We start from the raw sequence: 18,703 nt of genomic DNA, 5'->3' as shown, positions 1-18,703 counted from the left end.
TGAACACGGGACCGATCGCCAGCGACCGCCCGCCCGCTGCTGCAGGGCGACGATCCACGGTCGTTCCGGTTATACCCCAAAGCCCTGCGGCGAACACAGGCACCGCGGGTGGGTCGCAGAGAACACGCCGCCACGCCAGCGCAACCAGAGCCCTTTCCTTCGGGAGAGAGTTGGGGGCAGGGTAGGGTTGCGCAGTCGATATCCCGACGCTCTAACTATCTGCTGCGCTCGAGCACCAGCAACGGATCGATCCGCACGTCGAACCAGTTCATGCCCCAATGCAGATGCGGGCCGGTCGCGCGCCCGGTGGCGCCGACCGCGGCAATCACCTGGCCTTGCTCGACCCGGTCGCCCACCTTCACGTCGATGCGCGACAGGTGCAGGAAGTTGGAGCTCACCCCGAAACCATGGTCCAGCAGCACGGTGCCGCCGGTCAGGTACAGGTCCGGCGCGGCGAAGGTCACCACGCCGGCGGCCGGTGCCTTGACCGGCGTGCCGGTGGGCACGGCGATGTCCATGCCCGAATGACCGGCACCGGGCTGGCCGTTGTAGACGCGCGCATTGCCGAAGCGCCCGCTGATGCGGCCCTGTACCGGCCAGACGAAGGGCTGGGCGAAATCGGGGCGGGCATCGTCGCGGTCGCGCGCGGCGGTGACCTGCGCCTGCTCGCGCTTGATCCGCTCGGCGATCGCCGCAGGCGGATTGACCGTCTTGGGCGGCACGCCATTGACGCGCTCCACCGGCCAGTCGCGCGGCGTCACCGCGATGCTGGTGGTCTGCGTGCTGCCATCGGGCCGGGTGATCTGTACCTGCAACGGGCCGGTGGCATCGCGGCCGATGCCGAACACCACGCTGCCGTAACCGCTGACGCGCAGCGAGCGGCCGGCGTACTGCACCTGGCTACCCGCCGGCACCTTGCCGATCACCAGCGCGCCCTGCGACGCGCTTTGCGGAAACACCACGTCCGCCGCCGCCGCGGACTGCGCAGCGGCACTGCCGACGGCAAGCGACAGCGGCGCCAGCGCAAGCCAGGCGCCAAACAGGGCTGCGCGCATCAACGGTCGAAGGTCAGGCGCTGGCCGGCGGCACTGCCGACCAACTGCTCGCCATCCCACACCTGCTGGCCGTTGACCCAGGTCGCGGCGATGCGCGAGCGGAACGTGGTGCCTTCGAACGGCGACCAGCCGCACTTGGACAGCACCTGCTCGCGCTTCACGGTGAACGGGGTGTTGTCGATCATCACCAGGTCGGCGAAATAGCCTTCGCGCAGGAAGCCGCGTTCTTCCACGTCGAACAGCTGCGCCGGCGCATGCGCAAACTTCTGCACGATGCGGGTGATCGGCAGCTTGCCCTCATGCACCAGCTCCAGCGCGGCGACCAGCGCGTACTGCACCAGCGGCAGCCCGGACGGGGCCTGCGCGTAGGGCTTCTGCTTTTCTTCCCAGGTATGCGGGGCATGGTCGGTGGCGAGCACGTCGATGACGTCCTCGGCCAGCGCCTCGATCAGCGCCAGGCGGTCCTCGGCGTCCTTGATCGCGGGGTTGCACTTGATCAGGTTGCCCAGCCGCGCGTAATCGCTGCGGTCAAAGCGCAGGAAGTGGATGCAGGTCTCGGCGGTGATGCGCTTGCGCAGCTTGCCCTCGGCATCGACCAGCGGGCCGGCCTCGAACAGCGCCAGCTCGTCGGCGGTGGAGATATGCAGCACGTGCAAGCGGGTGTTGTGCTTGCGCGCCAGCGCCACCGCCAGCTGCGACGACTTCAGGCAGGCCTGCCGCGAGCGGATGTCCGGATGCATCTCCGGAGTCAGCGCGTCGCCGTACTTCTCCTTGTATTGCGCCAGCGTCGCATCGATGGTCGGGGTGTCTTCGCAGTGGGTGATGATCGGCGTCGGTGCGTCGCGGAAGATCGCGTCCAGCGTCTCGGGGTTGTCGACCAGCATGTTGCCGGTGGAGGCGCCCATGAACACCTTGATGCCCGGCGCGGTCTTCGGGTCCAGGGTCTGGATGGCAGCCAGGTTGTCGTTGCTGGCGCCCATGTAGAAGCCGTAGTTGGCCCAGGCGCGCCCGGCTGCAGCGTCGTACTTGGCCTGCAGCGCGGCCGCGTCCAGGGTCGGCGGATTGGTGTTGGGCATGTCCATGAAGCTGGTCAGGCCACCGGCCACCGCAGCGCCGGATTCGGTCGCGATATCGCCCTTGTGGGTCAGGCCCGGCTCGCGGAAGTGCACCTGGTCGTCGATCATGCCCGGCAGCACCCAGCGTCCGGCGGCATCCACCACGGTGTCGCCCGCGGTTGGGGCGATCTTGCTGGCGATCTTCGCGATGCGGCCGGCGTCGATCAGCAGGTCGGCGTCGAATTCCTTGCCTTCGTTGACCAGGCGGGCGTTGACGATGAGGGTTCGGCTCATGGATGAGGTCCTTTGCAACTGCAGGAAGGGGACGCGGGCGAACCGGCGGCCGCGGGCGCGTCGGGGACGGGGTCGAACCCGCCCGGGTGGAAGGGATGGCAACGGCCGAGCCGGCGCGCGGCCAGCCAGCACCCGCGTAGCGGGCCGAAGCGGCCGATGGCGGTCATCGCGTACTCCGAGCAACTGGGCGCAAAACGGCAGCGCGGCCCCAGCAAGGGGCTGATGAACCGCTTGTAGAAGCGCAGCAGCGCGATGAGCAGGCGTGAGATCACTTGCCAATGATATGCCACTTGGATTAATACGTGGTTGCCGGGGGTCCGTGGGGTAAGCTATAAAGGCCCGCTTTCCCGGGCCCCGGGGGAACCAAGGATGAGCGTTTCGTGGCTGCTAAAAAACCTGCAAAAAAGGCCGTAGAGGCCGCCAAGAAGTCCGCCAAACCCGTTGCGAAGAAGGCAGCGGCGCCCGCTGCTGCAAAACCGGCCGCCAAGCAGGCGACGCCGGCTGCCAGGCAACCGGTCGCCAAGAAGGCAGCTGCGAGCAAGACCGCGACCAAGCCGGCGCCGGTCTCCAAGAGCGCAGCGTCCAAACCCGCGGCCCTCAAACCTGTAAAATCTCCGGTCGCCAAGAGTGCTGCCAAGCCGGCGGCGAACAAGGCAGCTCCGGCTGCCGCCAAACCGGCCGCCAAGCCGGTGGCGCCCAAGTCCGCACCGAAGCCGGCTACCAAGTCGACTCCGGCCAAGTCAGTCCCGGTCAAGGCTGCAAAGCCCGCGCCCGCACCGGCCTCCAAGGCCGTCCCTGCGAAGCCGGCGAAGCCTGCGACCCCGTCACTTAAGAATCCCGTGCCCGTTTCGAAATCTTCAGCAAAAACGCCAACCAAAACCGAAGCCCCCGCCAAGCCCGCCGCGACCCGTCCGGTCGGCAAGGTGGCCGTGGCCGTGACCTCCAAGCCGTCCAGCCCGACTCCCAAGACCAAGTACAAGGTGGTCGAGTACAAGACCGACGAAGCCACCGGCCGTCCGATCCTTCCGCAGGGCTACAAGCCTTCCGCGGACGAGGAGTACATGAGCAAGCTGCAGCAGGAGTATTTCCGCCAGCGCCTGCAGCAGTGGCGCAACGAGATGGTGGAGGAATCCAAGCAGACGATCGAGAACCTGCGCGAAGAAGTGCGCGATATCGGTGACGAAGCCGAGCGTGCCACGCGCGAGACCGAGAACTCGCTGGAACTGCGCGCCCGCGACCGTGCACGCAAGCTGATCTCCAAGATCGACAGCACGCTCAAGCGCCTGGAAGACGGCGACTACGGCTACTGCGTGGATACCGGCGAAGAGATCGGCATCGACCGCCTGGAAGCGCGTCTGACTGCCGAGCGCACCATCGACGCCCAGGAGCGTTGGGAGCACCTGCAGAAGCAGCAGGGCGACTGATCGGCCGGCAAGGCCGCAGCGCAGTCACTGGACAGAAAAACCCCGCCATGTGCGGGGTTTTTTTGTACGCATCGCGCACGCGTAAGGGCGTTTGATGCATCGACCTGCCTGATCCACGGCATGCGGCCTGGTGGGCGTGGCGTGCGGGATGTGGACCAGCTGCCGGGCGTGCCGTGGCCCTGCCTGGACAGCGAAAAGGTGCCGGCTGCATTGGCAGCTGGCACTGCCTCGTTGCAGGGCTCACTGCAGGTCGCGCAGATCCAGCTTGCGCAGCTTGGGCGCCTTCCATGCGGTGGTGGCGACCACGCCCAGGGTCACGCAGCCGCCGATCACCACCGCCGGCACCAGGCCCACCAGGCGCGCCATCACCCCGTCGTAGAACGCACCCAGCTCGTTGGACGAGCCGATGAAGATGCCGTTGATCGACGACACCCGGCCGCGCATCGCATCGGGCGTGGCCAGCTGCAGGATGGTCTGGCGCACCACCACCGACACGCCGTCGCACATGCCGTACACCAGCAGGATCGCCGCCGACAGCCAGAAGTGCCGCGACAGGCCGAATGCGATCGTGCACAGCCCGAAGCCGGCCACCGACAGCATCAGGATGCGCCCGGCGTTGCGTTGCAGCGGGTGCCGGGCCAGCCATACCCCGACCACGATCGAGCCCAGCGCCGGGGCGCCGCGCAGGATGCCCAGGCCTTCCGGGCCGTGATGCAGGATGTCTTGGATGAAGGCCGGCAGCATCGACACCGCGCCGCCCAGCAACACCGAGAACATGTCCAGCGCCATCGCGCCCAACATGATCTGGTTGGACAGCACGAACTGCGCCCCTTCGGCGATGCTGCGGAAGATCGGTGCGCGCGGGCCTGCGTTGACCGGCTCGCTGACCCGCAACAGCGCCAGCGCCAGGATCGCCACCAGCGCCACGCTGGCGGCCACGCCGTAGGCCAGGCCCTTGCCGCCCCAGCCGACCAGCACGCCGCCCAGCGCCGGGCCGATCACCATGCCGGCCTGGAAGGTGACGCTGCCGATGCTGGCGCCGCGGGCGAAGGCCTCGCGCGGCAGCGTGCGTGCGAACAGCGCGTTGTAGACCGGCGACAGGAACGAACGTGCCGCACCGGTCAGCGCGATGGCTGCGTAGATCGCCCACACCCCCTGCACCGGCAGCCAGCCATGGGTGATGCCCAGCAGCAGCAGCGCGGTGGCGACCAGGCCCAGCACCGCGATCATGCCCAGGCGTCGGCGGGGCAGGTGATCGACCAGATAGCCGGCAAACGGCGCGACGCAGAAGAACGGCAGGATCTCCGCCAGCCCGATCAGCCCGAGCGAGAGCGGGTCACGGGTGATCTCGTAGATATGCCAGCCGACCGTGACCGCGACGATCTGGTACGACAGCATCGCTGCCACGCGATACAGCAGCACCAGGCCGAAGCCGGGGTGGGCGAACAGCGTGCGCAGCGAGGCGGCGGGCGAGGGCGTCGGCGTGCTCACTGCTGGGCGCGGGCGGTGTCGCGGATGAAGGCCAGCATGGCCGCCACGCCATTGCTGCGGGTCGGCGACAGGTGCTTGGCCAGCCCGATCCCGGCGATGTAGTCCGGCTCGGTGGCCAGGATCTCCTGCGCGCTACGCCCGGAGTACACGCGCAGGGCAAGATAGATCAGCCCGGAGACGATCGCCGAATCGCTGACGGCGTGGAAGTCCAGCCGCTCGGCATTGCCCTCGGGCACGATCCACACCATCGACTGGCAGCCATGCAGGCGGTGTTCTTCGGTCTTCCACTGTTCGGGGAAGCCGGGCAGCTTGCGGCCCAGGTCGATCAAGTACTGGTAGCGCTCGGACCAGTCGCCGAAGAAGGAGAACTCCTCGGCAATGGCGGCCTGCGCGTCGACGGCGGTGGGTTCGAGCGGGAACGGGGTGGTGGTCATCAAAAATCCAGAATCAGTTCGGTGATAGCGCTGCCGGCGACACCGCGATGGTGCCCCTGTCCCGTCGCGGCGAGAAGGAGCGGTCTGCGCGCCACTGGCGCGCGTGCCTTGGAGCGCCCGCGCCGCCAGCGCGGGCCGGGGCGCGGGGTGAGGGTACGGGCGAGGCCTCGCTGGAATTCAATGCGGGTGGCTTCGCTCTTGGCTCAAAAAACGGTACATGTGGCTTCGCCCGTACCCTCATCCGCCCCTTTGGGGCCCCTTCTCCCGACGGGAGAAGGGGAGGTCATGCGCGCTTCCAGCGTACGCCCTGCGGGGTGTCTTCCAGCACGATGCCTTCGTCGGCCAGTTGCTTGCGGATGGTGTCGGCGCGGGCGAAATCCTTGGCTTTCTTTGCGGCATTGCGCTCTTCGACCAGCGTGGTGATACGCGCATCGTCGCCGGCATCGGTGCCGCGCGCGAACCAGGCGGCCGGGTCCTGCTGCAGCAAGCCCAGCGCCAGGCCTGCGCCGAGCAGCCGGCACTTGAGCCCGGACAGCGCGGCGACGCCTGTCGATGCATCGCTGCCCTGTGCGAGTTGGGTGCGCAGCGCGCGGGCCTCGGAGGCGATGCTGGCGATGACCGACAGCGCATGCGGCGTGTTGAGGTCGTCGTCGAGCGCGGCTTCCACCTCGTCGGGAATCATGGCCGGCTGCGCGGAGGCGACCCCTGCAGCCTGTTCGGCCGCGGCCAGATCGCGCAACGTGCCATACAACCGGTCCAGCGTGTTCTTGGCCTGCTCGATCAGGCCATCGGACCAGTCCAGCGGCTGCCGGTAATGCGCGCTCAGCAGCGCGTAACGCAGCGCCTCGGGCGGGTGCCGGGCGATCAGGTCGTGCACGGTCTCGATATTGCCCAGCGACTTGCTCATCTTGGCGCCGCTGAAATTGAGCATGCCGTTGTGCAGCCAGAAGCGGGCGAAGGTGGCGCCGCCATGCGCGCATTCGCTTTGCGCAATCTCGTTCTCGTGATGCGGGAACTGCAGGTCCACGCCGCCGGCATGGATGTCGATGGTCGGGCCCAGGTGCGCGGCGGCCATCGCCGAGCATTCGATATGCCAGCCCGGGCGGCCGCGGCCCCAGGGCGAGTCCCAGCCGGGCAGCTCGTCGCTGGATGGCTTCCACAGCACGAAGTCGCCCGGGTCGCGCTTGTACGGCGCCACGTCCACGCGCGCGCCGGCCAGCATCTCGTCCGGATCGCGGCGCGAGAGCTTGCCGTAGTGCGCAAAGCTGGCCACCGCGAACAGCACATGGCCCTCGGCGGCATAGGCATGCCCATTGGTGATCAGCTGCTCGATCATCGCCACGATCTGCGGGATGTGCGCGGTGGCTTCCGGTTCGATGTCCGGCGGCCGCACGCCGAGCGCGGCCATGTCCTGGCGATAGATCGCCGCGAAGCGGTCGGTGATGGTCGAGATCGGCACGCCCTGCGCCTGCGCGGCGGCATTGATCTTGTCGTCCACGTCGGTGATGTTGCGCGCGTAGCGCAGCGCCCCGAAGCGCCGCCGCAGCAGTGCGGCCAGCACATCGAACACGACCGGGCCGCGGGCGTTGCCGATATGCGCGTAGTTGTAGACCGTGGGGCCGCACACATACAGGGTGGGGCTGGACGGATCGAGCGGCGCGAACGGCTCGATCCGCCGCGTCAGGTTGTTGTGCAGGCGCAGGCTCATCGGCATCTGGAAAAGGATAACCAGGCGATTCTAGCCGGTCGCGGCGGTGTGGCGAACCGGTCGCATGCCCGCACCGATGCCGGTAACCGGATGGGCTGCGTTCAGCCCAAGGGATCGCAAGCTCCATACACTTACGTATTGCTTCGCTCCGCCCCCCTGGTACTGATGCGACCTTCCCCGTTCTTCCTGCTGCTGTGTGTGTTCGCCTGGCAGGCACCGTCAGCGCATGCGGCAGAAACCGATCCCAAGAACAGGGTGGTGGTGATCGAGAACGTGAAGCTGGATTACGCGCAGGTGCTCAACGTCGAGCCGGTCTACCAGACCTTGCGCGCCACCCGCATGGAGGAACAATGCGAGGCCGAGCAGGTCGCATCGGTGGCAGTGGCGCCGGTCGAGGACGAGGGCCGCATCAACCGCATGGTGGATTCGGTCAAGGAGATGTTCTCGCGGCGCCCCGAGCCGGCCTCGGTGCCGATGGCGGTGCCGCCGACCAGCACGCGGCGCAACTGCCGGGTGGTGGAAGTGCCGCGCGAGTTCCGGCGGCCGATCGCCTTCGACGTGGACTACGTCTACAAGGGCACCAAGTACCGCTCGCGGCTGCCGGAAGACCCGGGCAACCGGCTGCGCATCCGCGTGTCGGTCACCCCCTATATCCCCGACGCCATCGTCGCGCCGCCGCGCTGAGTTGCGCAGCGGTTGCGCCATGCCCGCATGCATGCGAGGATTCGCGCCCTATGCACGCAAACGCCTTTCAGCACGACACCAGCGCCGCCCGGATGGCCTCCGGCATGACCTCGCGTGCCCGCCGACCGGAATCCCACATTTTCGCTGGGTAACCGGAGCGTTTGGCTGTTCCGTTGTTGAAAACCCAGCCCTCAGGCTGGGTTTTTTCGTTTTGACGTCACAAAAGTTTCAACCGCAAGAAACGCGCATGTCGCGCACCCCGTCGCTCCTGGCGGACCACGCAGCAGAAGCACGCAGCACAAGGATCGATCGATGTCACTGAAGCACTTCTTGAACACCCAGGACTGGAGCCGCGCCGAACTGGACGCGCTGTTGACCCAGGCTGCGTTGTTCAAACGCAACAAGCTGGGAAGCGAGCTGAAGGGCAAGTCGATCGCGCTGGTGTTCTTCAACCCGTCCATGCGCACGCGGACCAGCTTCGAGCTGGGCGCTTTCCAGCTGGGCGGGCATGCGGTGGTGCTGCAGCCGGGCAAGGATGCCTGGCCGATCGAGTTCAACCTGGGCACGGTGATGGATGGCGACACCGAAGAACACATCGCCGAAGTGGCGCGCGTGCTGGGCCGCTATGTCGACCTGATCGGCGTGCGCGCGTTCCCGAAGTTCGTCGACTGGTCCAAGGACCGCGAGGACCAGGTGCTCAGGAGCTTCGCCAAGTATTCGCCGGTACCGGTGATCAACATGGAGACGATCACCCACCCGTGCCAGGAGCTGGCGCATGCGCTGGCCTTGCAGGAACACTTCGGCACCCAGGACCTGCGCGGCAAGAAGTACGTGCTGACCTGGACCTATCACCCCAAGCCGTTGAACACCGCGGTGGCCAATTCCGCGCTGACCATCGCCACCCGCTTAGGCATGGACGTGACCCTGCTGTGCCCGACGCCGGACTACATCCTGGACGAGCGCTACATGGACTGGGCGGCGCAGAACGTGGCCGAAAGCGGCGGCTCGCTGCAGGTCAGCCACGACATCGACAGCGCCTACGCCGGCGCCGACGTGGTGTATGCCAAGAGCTGGGGCGCACTGCCGTTCTTCGGCAACTGGGAGCCGGAAAAACCGATCCGCGACCAGTACCAGCACTTCATCGTCGACGAACGCAAGATGGCGCTGACCAACAACGGCGTGTTCTCGCACTGCCTGCCGCTGCGTCGCAACGTCAAGGCCACCGACGCGGTGATGGATTCGCCCAACTGCATCGCCATCGACGAGGCCGAGAACCGCCTGCATGTGCAGAAGGCGATCATGGCTGCGCTGGCGGGCCAGAGCCGGGCATGAGCGGCCAGCTCCACCATTACGCCGCGCAGGTCACCTGGACCGGCGACCGCGGCCAGGGCACGCGCGACTACCGCAGCTACGGGCGCGAGCACGAGGTCGCCATCGCCGGCAAGCCGACGCTGGCCGGTTCGGCCGACCCCGCGTTCCGCGGCGACGCATCGCGGCACAATCCCGAGGACCTGCTGGTGGCGTCGCTCTCGGCCTGTCACATGTTGTGGTACCTGCACCTGGCCGCCGAGGCCGGCGTGGTGGTGCGTGGCTACGTCGACGAGGCCGGCGGCACGATGTCGACCGACGCCGGCGGCGGCCAGTTCGTCGAGGTGGTGCTGCATCCGGTCGTCACGATTTCCGCCGGTGATCCGGCGGCCGCGCAGGCGCTGCACCATGCCGCGCACGCGGCCTGTTTCATCGCCCGTTCGGTCAACTTCCCGGTGCGCTGCGAGCCGCGCGTCGTGGTTGTCGAGTAGGTTCCCTTTTCTACCTTCCCCCCCAGGATCTTCGTCATGAGCAGCAAAGATATCGTTCTCGCCTTCTCCGGCGGCCTCGACACCAGCTTCTGCATTCCGTATCTGCAGGCGCAGGGCTATGCGGTGCACACCGTGTTTGCCGATACCGGCGGCGTGGATGCGGAGGAACGCGACTTCATCGAGAAGCGCGCCGCCGAGCTGGGCGCGGCCAGCCATGTCACCGTCGATGGCGGTCCGGCCATCTGGCAGGGCTTCGTCAAGCCGTTCGTGTGGGCCGGCGAGGGCTATCAGGGCCAGTATCCGTTACTGGTGTCCGACCGTTACCTGATCGTCGATGCCGCGCTCAAGCGCGCCGGGGAACTGGGCACGCGCAGCATCGCCCACGGCTGCACCGGCATGGGCAACGACCAGGTGCGCTTCGATCTGGCAGTGAAGGCACTGGGCGATTACCAGATCGTGGCGCCGATCCGCGAGATCCAGAAAGAGCACACCCAGACCCGCGCCTACGAGCAGAAGTACCTGGAAGAGCGCGGTTTCGGCGTGCGTGCCAAGCAGCAGGCCTACACCATCAACGAGAACCTGCTCGGGCTGACCATGTCCGGCGGTGAGATCGACCGTTGGGAAGCGCCGGGCGAGGGCGCGCGCGGCTGGTGCGCGCCGCGCAGCGAGTGGCCGGCCGAGCCGCTGACGGTCACCCTGACGTTCGTCGAAGGCGAGGCCGTTGAACTCAACGGCAAGGCGCTGCCGGGCGAGCAGATCCTGGCCCAGCTCAACAAGCTGTTTGCGCCCTACGGCGTGGGCCGTGGCGTCTATACCGGCGACACCGTGATCGGGTTGAAGGGCCGCATCGTGTTCGAAGCGCCGGGCCTGATCTCGCTGCTGACCGCGCACCGCGCGCTGGAAGATGCGGTGCTGACCAAGCAGCAGAACCGCTTCAAGCCGGATGTGGCGCGCAAGTGGGTGGAGCTGGTGTACGAAGGCTTCTACCACGACCCGCTCAAGACCGATATCGAGGCGTTCCTGAAGTCGTCGCAGGCCAAGGTCAACGGCGAGGTCACGCTGGAAACCCGCGGTGGCCGCGTCGATGCGGTGGCGGTGCGCTCGCCGCATCTGCTCAACACCAAGGGCGCGACCTATGCGCAGTCGGCCGACTGGGGCGTGGAGGAGGCGGAAGGCTTCATCAAGCTGTTCGGGATGAGCTCGACGCTGTACGCCCAGGTGAATCGCTGAGGATCTAAGCCCCTCTCCCTGCGGGAGAGGGGTTGGGGTGAGGGTACGAGCGAAGCCTCGTGCAATGCACAGCGCGAGAGCTTCGCGCATACCCTCATCCGCCCGCTGGGATTTCTGGCTTTACCAGGCTTCGCCCGTACCCTCATCCGCCCCTTCGGGGCACCTTCTCCCAGTGGGAGAAGGGTGGCTTGGATGCGCTGTAGGCGTTGTTTGCGCAGCCTCGCACCACCGTGCATTTGTGACTTCTGTTAGCCGCCGCTTCGGACCATTGACCAAACCGATATGACCGATCTCCTCGCCGCCACCCTCATACACCTGGAAAAGCTGGTGTCCTTCGACACCCGCAATCCGCCGCGGGCGATCGCTGCCGAGGGCGGCATCTTCGATTACCTGTGTGCGCAGCTGCCCGGGTTCCAGGTCGAGGTGATCGACCACGGTGCCGGTGCGGTGAGCCTGTATGCGGTGCGCGGTGCGCCCAGGTACCTGTTCAACGTGCATCTGGACACGGTGCCGGATTCGCCGCACTGGAGTGCCCATCCGCACGTGATGCGGCGTACCGACGATCGCGTGATCGGCCTGGGCGTCTGCGACATCAAGGGTGCGGCCGCGGCGCTGGCGGCGGCGGCCAATGCCGGGCAGGGCGATGCGGCCTTCCTGTTTTCCTCCGACGAGGAAGCCAACGACCCGCGCTGTATCGCCGCCTTCCTGGCGCGGGGCGTGCCGTATGAGGCGGTGCTGGTGGCCGAGCCGACCATGAGCGAGGCGGTGCTGGCGCATCGCGGGATCAGCTCGGTGCTGATGCGCTTTGCCGGGCGTGCCGGGCATGCGTCGGGCAGGCAGGATCCCTCCGCCAGTGCGCTCCACCAGGCGATGCGCTGGGGCGGCAAGGCGCTGGAGCATGTCGAGTCGCTGGCGCATGCGCGCTTCGGCGGCCTGACCGGCCTGCGTTTCAACATCGGTCGGGTCGAGGGCGGCATCAAGGCCAACATGATCGCGCCGGCGGCCGAGCTGCGTTTCGGCTTTCGTCCGCTGCCGTCGATGGACGTGGATGGCTTGCTGGCCACGTTTGCCGGGTTCGCCGAGCCGGCCGCAGCGCAGTTCGAAGAAACCTTTCGCGGGCCGAGCCTGCCGTCGGGTGACATCGCGCGCGCCGAAGAACGCCGCCTGGCCGCACGCGATGTCGCCGATGCGCTGGACCTGCCGATCGGCAATGCAGTGGATTTCTGGACCGAGGCCTCGCTGTTCTCGGCCGGTGGCTATACCGCACTGGTGTACGGACCGGGCGATATCGCCCAGGCGCACACCGCCGACGAGTTCGTGACGCTTGCGCAGTTGCAGCGTTACGCCGGGTCGGTCCATCGCATCATCAACGGCGCACACTGACCGCTTTCACTTACGGCTCGCACTAAAACCGCATTCCGCGCCTGGCGCGGCCATTCCTCCCTTCGATCACCGCAATGTCCCTCTCCGCACAGCCCCACAAACAGACCCGCCAGACCATCGTGCGCCTGCTTTCGAGCATGGCCAGCGCCAAGGAAATCAGCCAGTATCTCAAGCGTTTCTCGCAGCTGGATGCCAAACGCTTTGCGGTGGTCAAGGTGGGCGGCGCGGTGCTGCGCGACGACCTGGACGCGCTGACCTCCTCGCTGTCGTTCCTGCAGGAAGTGGGGCTGACCCCGATCGTGCTGCATGGCGCCGGCCCGCAGCTGGATGCCGAACTGTCGGCGGCGGGTATCGACAAGCGCACCGTCAACGGCCTGCGGGTAACCTCGCCCGAAGCGCTGGCGATCGTGCGCAAGGTGTTCCAGGCCTCCAACCTCAAGCTGGTCGAGGCGTTGCAGCAAAATGGTGCGCGTGCGACCTCGATCACCGGCGGCGTGTTCGAGGCGCAGTATCTGGACCGCGACACCTACGGCCTGGTCGGCGAGGTCAAGGCGGTGAACCTGGCACCGATCGAAGCCAGCCTGCAGGCCGGCTCGATCCCGGTGATCACCAGCCTGGGCGAGACGCCGAGCGGGCAGATCCTCAACATCAACGCGGATTTTGCCGCCAACGAACTGGTGCAGGAGCTGCAGCCGTACAAGATCATCTTCCTCACCGGCACCGGCGGTCTGCTGGATGCCGATGGCAAGGTGATCGATTCGATCAACCTGTCCACCGAATACGATCACCTGATGGAGCAGCCGTGGATCAATGGCGGCATGCGGGTCAAGATCGAACAGATCAAGGACCTGCTCGATCGCCTGCCGCTGGAATCGTCGGTATCGATCACCCGGCCGGCGGACCTGGCCAAGGAGCTGTTCACCCACAAGGGCTCGGGCACGCTGGTGCGGCGCGGCGAGCGCGTGTTGCGCGCGACCTCGTGGGACGAACTGGACCTGCCGCGGCTCAAGACGCTGATCGAATCCAGCTTCGGCCGCACGTTGGTGCCCGAGTACTTCAGCAACACCAGGTTGTTGCGTGCCTATGTCAGCGAGAACTATCGCGCCGCGGTGATCCTCACCGATGAAGGCATGCTGGGCGCAAGCGCGCTGATCTACCTGGACAAGTTCGCCGTGCTCGACGATGCGCAGGGCGAAGGCCTGGGCCGCGCGGTGTGGAACGTGATGCGCGAGGAAACCCCGCAACTGTTCTGGCGCTCGCGGCACAACAACCAGGTCAACATCTTCTACTACGCCGAGTCCGACGGCTGCATCAAGCAGGAGAAGTGGAAGGTGTTCTGGTACGGGCTGGAGAGCTTCGAGCAGATCCAGCACTGCGTGGCGCATTGCGCGACGCGCCAGCCGACGCTGCTGGGCTGAGTCCGATGGCGCCCGTCGCATTGCCATCGCACTGGCGCGAGCTGCCCACGCTGCGCGGGCAACACGCCACGCTGGACCCGTTGCAGGCTGCGCATGCCGATGGTCTGCGTGCCGCATTAGGCGACGGGGCGCTGTCGCGGCTGTGGTACACCGGCGTGCCGGCGCCAGCGCAGGTGGACGACTACGTGGGCGCCGCGTTGGTGGCGCAGGCCGACGGTCTGGCGCTGCCTTACGTGGTGCGTGACGCGGCTGGCGAGATCGTCGGCTGCACACGCTATTACGGGCTGGATGCGACAGTACCCAAGCTGTCGATCGGCTACACCTGGTACGCGCCGCGCGTGCAGCGCAGCGGCGTCAATACCGACACCAAGCGGATGCTGCTGCAACACGCCTTCGAAACGCTGGGCTGCCTGAGCGTGGTGTTCGAGACCAGCTGGTTCAATCACACCTCGCGCGCGGCGATTGCGCGGCTCGGTGCAAAGCAGGACGGGGTGCTGCGTAACCATGCCCGTCACCCCGACGGCACGCCGCGCGATACCGTGGTGTTCTCCATCATCGATACGGAATGGGCCGGGGTCAAACGCCACCTGCAGTTCCGCCTGGAAGCAAACGCATGACTGTTCAAGCAACCACCATCGGCATCGTCGGTGCCCGCGGGCATACCGGATCGGAATTGATCAAGCTGGTGGTGGCACACCCGCATCTGCAGCTGGTGTTCGTGTCCTCGCGCGAACTGGCCGGGCAGCCGGTGGCCGACCACAACGCTGCCTATCGTGGCGAGTTGCGCTACGAGAGCCTGGATGCCGAGGCGGTGGCCGCCAAGGCCGCCGACGTGGTGATCCTGGCATTGCCCAACGGCAAGGCCGAGCCCTTCGTCGCGGCGATCGATGCGGCCAGGCCACAGACGCTGTTGATCGACCTGTCGGCCGATTACCGCTTCGATCCGGCCTGGTATTACGGGTTGCCGGAGCTCACGCGCGGCAACTACGCCGGGCAGAAGCGCATCAGCAACCCGGGTTGCTATGCCACCGCGATGCAGCTGACGATCGCGCCGTTGCTCGACCAACTGGCCGGCCCGCCGCAGTGCTTCGGCGTGTCCGGGTATTCCGGCGCGGGCACCACGCCGTCGGACAAGAACAACCCCGAGTTGCTGGCCGATAACCTGATGCCGTATGCGCTGACCAACCACATGCACGAGCGCGAAGTCTCTGCGCAGCTCGGCGTGCCGGTGGAGTTCATGCCGCATGTGGCGCCGCATTTCCGTGGCATCACCATGACCGTCAACCTGTGGCTGCAGCAAGCGCTGACGCGCGAGCAGGTCCAGGCGCGCTACACGCAGCGTTACGCCGACGAGCCGTTGATCGAGATCGTCGATGAAGCGCCGTGGGTCAGCCGCATCGCCGGCCGGCATGGCGTGCAGATCGGCGGCGTGACGCTGGCGCCGGGCAACAAGCGGGTGGTGGTGGTGGCCACGCTGGACAACCTGCTCAAGGGCGCGGCGACGCAGGCGATGCAGAATCTCAACCTGGCATTGGGCTGGGACGAATTGACTGCGATTGGCTGATGATGCAGGTCCCTCGCAAGAGCCCGCACCTCCATGTGCGGGGGTTTAACTGGACGACTTACTCGAGACGCTTTCCGATGACCAATCTGTTGTGGCAAAAACCCGGCGTGGCGGTGGACGCCAAGATCCAGAGCTTCCTGGCCGGCGACGACGTCATCCTGGACCGTGAGTTCTTCCTGTACGACATCGCTGCCAGCAAGGCGCATGCGCAGGGGCTGCAGCACATCGGCATCCTGTCGCTGCAGGAGCTGGGCGGGCTGAGCGAGCAGCTCGACCTGCTGGCGGCCGATTTCCGCAGTGGCGCGTTCGTGCTGGACGAGCGCTACGAGGACTGCCATTCGGCGATCGAAGCGCGCCTGACCGAGCGGCTGGGCGATGCCGGCCGCAAGATCCACACCGGGCGCAGCCGTAACGACCAGATCCTGGTCGCCACCCGCCTGTGGTTGAAGGACAAGCTGCAGCGCGTGGCCGAGCTCGGCGCGGAGATCGCCAAGGTGGCGCTGGATCGCGCGCAGGCAGAAGCCGCGTTGCCGGTGCCGGGCTACACGCATATCCAGCGCGCGGTGGTGTCTTCGGCCGGCATGTGGTGGGCGGGCTGGGCCGAGGCCTTTATCGACAATGCGGTGCGTGCGACCGACACCCTGCGCCTGGTGGACAGCAATCCGCTCGGTACCGCGGCCGGTTACGGTGTCAACCTGCCGCTGGACCGTGCGCATACCACCGCCGAGCTGGGCTTTGCACGCCTGCAGGTCTCGCCGGTCTATGCGCAGCTCTCGCGTGGCAAGTACGAACTGGCTGCGCTCGAGGCCCTCGGCAGCGCAACGCTGGACCTGCGCCGGATTGCCTGGGACCTGTCGTTGTTCACCAGCGGCGAGTTCGCCTTCGTCGCGCTGCCGGCGCAGTACACCACCGGCAGCTCGATCATGCCGAACAAGCGCAACCCCGACGTGATCGAGCTGATGCGCGCCACCCACGCCAGCGTGGCCGCCGCGCGCACCGAGATCGAACAGCTGCTGTCGCTGCCGTCGGGCTATCACCGTGATCTGCAGAGCAGCAAGGGGGCGATCGTGCATGGCTTCGGGCGCGGCCTGGCGGCGCTGGAACTGCTGCCGGCCCTGCTGGCCAACCTGGAATGGCGCCCGGACAAGCTGCATGCGGCGATCGATTCGGGCATGTACGCCACCGATGTGGCGGTGGAAGCGGCCGTTGCCGGTGTGCCGTTCCGCGAGGCCTACAAGGCCGCGGCGGAATCGGCCGACACCGCCGGGCAGGGCCGCACGCCGGAAGGCAGCCTGGCCGCGCGCGTCTCGCCAGGCGCCGCCGCGGACCTGCAGCTGGACGTGCTGCGTGCCCGCTGGGAGGCGCTGCTCTGATGGCCGTGATCAGTACCGACAGCGCAGAACATTATCCGTGGGGCGAGGCCAGCGATGGCTGGCACCTGCTGCGCGATCCCAACCTGAGCGTGCTGGAAGAACGCATGCCGCCGGGCGCTGCCGAACTGCGCCATCGGCATAGCCGCGCACGGCATTTCTTCTATGTGCTGGCCGGCGAGGTGATGCTGCAGCTGGATGGCGAGCAGCATGTGCTGCGCGCGGGGCAGGGCCTGCATGTGCCGCCCGGTTCCACCCACCAGATGCACAACCTGTCCGGGAGCGAAGCGCGTTTTCTGGTGATTTCCACGCCGTTCGGTCGTAGCGCGGCAACCCCCGACAAGGAGGCAGGCTGATGGCGCTGCGCTATCTGGTGCTGGCGCTGCGCAAGCCGCAGTTCCCGGCCGACGTGGTGGAGCCGCATCGCGCATTTCTCGACACGCTGCGGGCGGCCGGGCAGCTGGAGCTGACCGGCGGCTTCAGCGATGGCAGCGGTGGCGCCTATGTGCTGGTCAACGTGGACAGCCTGGAGCAGGCGCAGCAGATCGTGGCACGCGATCCGCTGGTGCTGCGCGATGCCTCCACGCTGACCGTCCATGAGTGGAACACCCACTGAGCAGATCGTCGCCATGAGCACGCCCATCGCCACTGCTGTGTCGTTTACCGAGCAAGCGCTGCCACCGTGGCGGCGTGCGGTGCTCAAGGTCGGCAGCAGCCTGCTGGCCGCCGATGGCGGTGGCTTGTCGCCGCGTTTTGCACTGGGCCTGGCGCAATTCGTGTCGGCCAATCTGGCCGCCGGGCGCGAGCTGGTGATCGTCTCGTCCGGTGCGGTGGCGGCCGGCCGGGCGATCCTGCCCAGGGCCGCCGAGGCCGGCGCACCGATCGCCGCGCGCCAGGCGCTGGCCGCGCTGGGGCAGGCGCAGTTGATCGCACTGTGGCAGCGCTTTTTCGAGCGCCCCGTCGCGCAGGTGTTGCTCACCCACGACGACCTGCGTAACCGCCGTCGTTATCTCAACGCACGCGCCACCCTGGGCGAGTTGTTGCGGCTGGGGGCGTTGCCGGTGGTCAACGAAAACGACACCGTGTCGGTGGACGAGCTCAAGCTGGGCGACAACGACAACCTGGCGGCGATCGTCGCCGCCCTGGTCGATGCCGATGCCTTGTTCATCGCCACCGATATCGACGGGTTGTACAGCGCCGACCCGCGCAGCCATCCGCTGGCGCGGCCGCTCGACGAGGTGCCCGAACTCACCCCCGAGGTGCTGGCGATGGCCGGCGGCAGTGGCAGCAGCGTGGGCACCGGCGGCATGCGCACCAAGCTCGAGGCCGCTGCCAAGGCCGGCGCGGCCGGCATCGACACCTATCTGTTCAACGGCCGCAATGGCGAGGTGGTGCGCGCGCTGGCGCAGGACCGCCTGCGCGGCACGCGGATCCATGCCGCGCGCACGCGCATCGCCGCCCGCAAGTACTGGTTGCGTCACGCACCGGTGGAGGCGGGCGCGATCCTGATCGATGCCGGCGCCGCCGCCGCGCTGACCGACAAGGGCGCCTCGCTGCTGCCGGGCGGGGTGGCCGGTGCGCAGGGCGACTTCCGGCGCGGCGACATGGTGGAGATCCGCCTGCGCGACGACAGCGGCGAGCGCTGCCTGGCACGCGGCGTCAGCCAGTACTCGGCCGTGGATATCCGCCGCATCGCGCGCCGCCACTCGCGCGAGATCGAGCCCGTGCTCGGGTATAGCTATGGCGAGAACGTGGTGCATCGCGATGATCTGGTGCTTTTGTAGCGGGGATTGG

At 67.3% G+C, this 18,703-nt stretch carries 19 protein-coding genes; 13 read left to right on the top strand and 6 right to left on the bottom strand.

What is annotated here, in order from left to right; translation table 11 throughout:
• Nucleotides 1-215: 215 nt before the first annotated feature.
• The 3 genes from C0541_RS05990 to yidD are packed head-to-tail and all read right to left on the bottom strand — an operon-like array spanning nucleotide 216 to nucleotide 2,694.
• Complete coding sequence (locus C0541_RS05990) at nucleotides 216-1,055, bottom strand: M23 family metallopeptidase (RefSeq protein WP_161959906.1); 840 nt, start codon at nucleotides 1,053-1,055, stop codon at nucleotides 216-218.
• Nucleotides 1,055-2,404, bottom strand: a complete 1,350-nt coding sequence (locus tag C0541_RS05985; protein ID WP_115046663.1) for a dihydroorotase — start codon at nucleotides 2,402-2,404, stop codon at nucleotides 1,055-1,057. Before C0541_RS05985 ends, C0541_RS05990 begins: the two co-directional genes overlap by 1 nt.
• Nucleotides 2,401-2,694 carry a membrane protein insertion efficiency factor YidD gene (yidD, locus tag C0541_RS05980; RefSeq protein ID WP_115046661.1) on the bottom strand — a complete coding sequence of 98 codons (294 nt, stop codon included), beginning with the start codon at nucleotides 2,692-2,694 and terminating at the stop codon, nucleotides 2,401-2,403. The genes C0541_RS05985 and yidD overlap by 4 nt, the downstream gene beginning before the upstream one ends.
• A gap of 90 nt (nucleotides 2,695-2,784) precedes the next feature.
• Here yidD and dksA point away from each other — a divergent pair, with 90 nt between their 5' ends.
• Nucleotides 2,785-3,828, top strand: coding sequence for an RNA polymerase-binding protein DksA (gene dksA, locus C0541_RS05975; RefSeq protein WP_115046658.1), 1,044 nt, complete (start codon nucleotides 2,785-2,787; stop codon nucleotides 3,826-3,828).
• Between the two features lie 240 nt (nucleotides 3,829-4,068).
• On the opposite strand, the gene C0541_RS05970 is transcribed toward dksA, so the two are convergent.
• From C0541_RS05970 to cysS, 3 genes are all read right to left on the bottom strand, one after another.
• The gene (locus C0541_RS05970; RefSeq protein WP_115046656.1) at nucleotides 4,069-5,319 is read right to left on the bottom strand and encodes an MFS transporter; all 1,251 of its coding nucleotides are present in this window, start codon (nucleotides 5,317-5,319) and stop codon (nucleotides 4,069-4,071) included.
• A complete protein-coding gene (locus tag C0541_RS05965) occupies nucleotides 5,316-5,753 on the bottom strand; it encodes a SufE family protein (protein ID WP_115046654.1) in 438 nt (145 codons plus the stop codon). Before C0541_RS05965 ends, C0541_RS05970 begins: the two co-directional genes overlap by 4 nt.
• 283 nt (nucleotides 5,754-6,036) lie before the next feature.
• On the bottom strand, nucleotides 6,037-7,461 hold the full coding sequence (cysS, locus tag C0541_RS05955; protein ID WP_161959905.1) for a cysteine--tRNA ligase: 1,425 nt from the start codon (nucleotides 7,459-7,461) through the stop codon (nucleotides 6,037-6,039).
• A gap of 186 nt (nucleotides 7,462-7,647) precedes the next feature.
• On the opposite strand from cysS, the gene C0541_RS05945 reads away from it, so the two are divergent.
• From C0541_RS05945 to proB, 12 genes are all read left to right on the top strand, one after another.
• The gene (locus C0541_RS05945; RefSeq protein ID WP_161959957.1) at nucleotides 7,648-8,145 is read left to right on the top strand and encodes a hypothetical protein; all 498 of its coding nucleotides are present in this window, start codon (nucleotides 7,648-7,650) and stop codon (nucleotides 8,143-8,145) included.
• Between the two features lie 312 nt (nucleotides 8,146-8,457).
• The gene (locus C0541_RS05940; RefSeq protein WP_115046648.1) at nucleotides 8,458-9,477 is read left to right on the top strand and encodes an N-acetylornithine carbamoyltransferase; all 1,020 of its coding nucleotides are present in this window, start codon (nucleotides 8,458-8,460) and stop codon (nucleotides 9,475-9,477) included.
• The gene (locus C0541_RS05935) at nucleotides 9,474-9,944 is read left to right on the top strand and encodes an OsmC family protein (RefSeq protein ID WP_115046644.1); all 471 of its coding nucleotides are present in this window, start codon (nucleotides 9,474-9,476) and stop codon (nucleotides 9,942-9,944) included. Before C0541_RS05940 ends, C0541_RS05935 begins: the two co-directional genes overlap by 4 nt.
• 36 nt (nucleotides 9,945-9,980) lie before the next feature.
• A complete protein-coding gene (locus C0541_RS05930; RefSeq protein WP_115046643.1) occupies nucleotides 9,981-11,174 on the top strand; it encodes an argininosuccinate synthase in 1,194 nt (397 codons plus the stop codon).
• Nucleotides 11,175-11,456: 282 nt separating this feature from the next.
• Nucleotides 11,457-12,557, top strand: a complete 1,101-nt coding sequence (locus C0541_RS05925) for an acetylornithine deacetylase (protein ID WP_115046641.1) — start codon at nucleotides 11,457-11,459, stop codon at nucleotides 12,555-12,557.
• A 74-nt stretch (nucleotides 12,558-12,631) separates the two neighbouring features.
• The gene (locus C0541_RS05920) at nucleotides 12,632-13,975 is read left to right on the top strand and encodes an acetylglutamate kinase (RefSeq protein WP_115046638.1); all 1,344 of its coding nucleotides are present in this window, start codon (nucleotides 12,632-12,634) and stop codon (nucleotides 13,973-13,975) included.
• Between the two features lie 5 nt (nucleotides 13,976-13,980).
• On the top strand, nucleotides 13,981-14,592 hold the full coding sequence (locus C0541_RS05915; protein ID WP_115047321.1) for a GNAT family N-acetyltransferase: 612 nt from the start codon (nucleotides 13,981-13,983) through the stop codon (nucleotides 14,590-14,592).
• A complete protein-coding gene (gene argC, locus C0541_RS05910; RefSeq protein ID WP_115046636.1) occupies nucleotides 14,589-15,539 on the top strand; it encodes an N-acetyl-gamma-glutamyl-phosphate reductase in 951 nt (316 codons plus the stop codon). Before C0541_RS05915 ends, argC begins: the two co-directional genes overlap by 4 nt.
• Before the next feature lie 77 nt (nucleotides 15,540-15,616).
• The gene (locus C0541_RS05905; protein ID WP_115046633.1) at nucleotides 15,617-16,912 is read left to right on the top strand and encodes an argininosuccinate lyase; all 1,296 of its coding nucleotides are present in this window, start codon (nucleotides 15,617-15,619) and stop codon (nucleotides 16,910-16,912) included.
• Nucleotides 16,912-17,265 carry a cupin domain-containing protein gene (locus C0541_RS05900; protein ID WP_161959904.1) on the top strand — a complete coding sequence of 118 codons (354 nt, stop codon included), beginning with the start codon at nucleotides 16,912-16,914 and terminating at the stop codon, nucleotides 17,263-17,265. Before C0541_RS05905 ends, C0541_RS05900 begins: the two co-directional genes overlap by 1 nt.
• Nucleotides 17,265-17,525: a YciI family protein gene (locus C0541_RS05895; protein WP_115046631.1), complete on the top strand. Its 261-nt coding sequence runs from the start codon at nucleotides 17,265-17,267 to the stop codon at nucleotides 17,523-17,525. Before C0541_RS05900 ends, C0541_RS05895 begins: the two co-directional genes overlap by 1 nt.
• A 13-nt stretch (nucleotides 17,526-17,538) precedes the next feature.
• On the top strand, nucleotides 17,539-18,693 hold the full coding sequence (proB, locus tag C0541_RS05890) for a glutamate 5-kinase (protein ID WP_115046629.1): 1,155 nt from the start codon (nucleotides 17,539-17,541) through the stop codon (nucleotides 18,691-18,693).
• Nucleotides 18,694-18,703 lie beyond the last annotated feature (10 nt).

The sequence above is a fragment of the Xanthomonas arboricola genome, assembly GCF_003353015.1.
Taxonomy (GTDB): Bacteria; Pseudomonadota; Gammaproteobacteria; order Xanthomonadales; family Xanthomonadaceae; genus Xanthomonas; species Xanthomonas arboricola_E.
Note: the sequence above shows the minus strand (reverse complement) of the source record. Positions and strands in the feature narration are given on the sequence as shown.

Excerpts from the sequence above, each read along its gene's own strand:
- C0541_RS05990 (WP_161959906.1), bottom strand. The coding sequence starts at position 1,055 with ATGCGCGCAGCCCTGTTTGGCGCCTGGCTTGCGCTGGCGCCGCTGTCG.
- C0541_RS05985 (WP_115046663.1), bottom strand. The coding sequence starts at position 2,404 with ATGAGCCGAACCCTCATCGTCAACGCCCGCCTGGTCAACGAAGGCAAG.
- C0541_RS05965 (WP_115046654.1), bottom strand. The coding sequence starts at position 5,753 with ATGACCACCACCCCGTTCCCGCTCGAACCCACCGCCGTCGACGCGCAG.
- cysS (WP_161959905.1), bottom strand. The coding sequence starts at position 7,461 with ATGAGCCTGCGCCTGCACAACAACCTGACGCGGCGGATCGAGCCGTTC.
- C0541_RS05940 (WP_115046648.1), top strand. The coding sequence starts at position 8,458 with ATGTCACTGAAGCACTTCTTGAACACCCAGGACTGGAGCCGCGCCGAA.
- C0541_RS05935 (WP_115046644.1), top strand. The coding sequence starts at position 9,474 with ATGAGCGGCCAGCTCCACCATTACGCCGCGCAGGTCACCTGGACCGGC.
- C0541_RS05930 (WP_115046643.1), top strand. The coding sequence starts at position 9,981 with ATGAGCAGCAAAGATATCGTTCTCGCCTTCTCCGGCGGCCTCGACACC.
- C0541_RS05925 (WP_115046641.1), top strand. The coding sequence starts at position 11,457 with ATGACCGATCTCCTCGCCGCCACCCTCATACACCTGGAAAAGCTGGTG.
- C0541_RS05920 (WP_115046638.1), top strand. The coding sequence starts at position 12,632 with ATGTCCCTCTCCGCACAGCCCCACAAACAGACCCGCCAGACCATCGTG.
- C0541_RS05915 (WP_115047321.1), top strand. The coding sequence starts at position 13,981 with ATGGCGCCCGTCGCATTGCCATCGCACTGGCGCGAGCTGCCCACGCTG.
- argC (WP_115046636.1), top strand. The coding sequence starts at position 14,589 with ATGACTGTTCAAGCAACCACCATCGGCATCGTCGGTGCCCGCGGGCAT.
- C0541_RS05905 (WP_115046633.1), top strand. The coding sequence starts at position 15,617 with ATGACCAATCTGTTGTGGCAAAAACCCGGCGTGGCGGTGGACGCCAAG.
- C0541_RS05900 (WP_161959904.1), top strand. The coding sequence starts at position 16,912 with ATGGCCGTGATCAGTACCGACAGCGCAGAACATTATCCGTGGGGCGAG.
- C0541_RS05895 (WP_115046631.1), top strand. The coding sequence starts at position 17,265 with ATGGCGCTGCGCTATCTGGTGCTGGCGCTGCGCAAGCCGCAGTTCCCG.
- proB (WP_115046629.1), top strand. The coding sequence starts at position 17,539 with ATGAGCACGCCCATCGCCACTGCTGTGTCGTTTACCGAGCAAGCGCTG.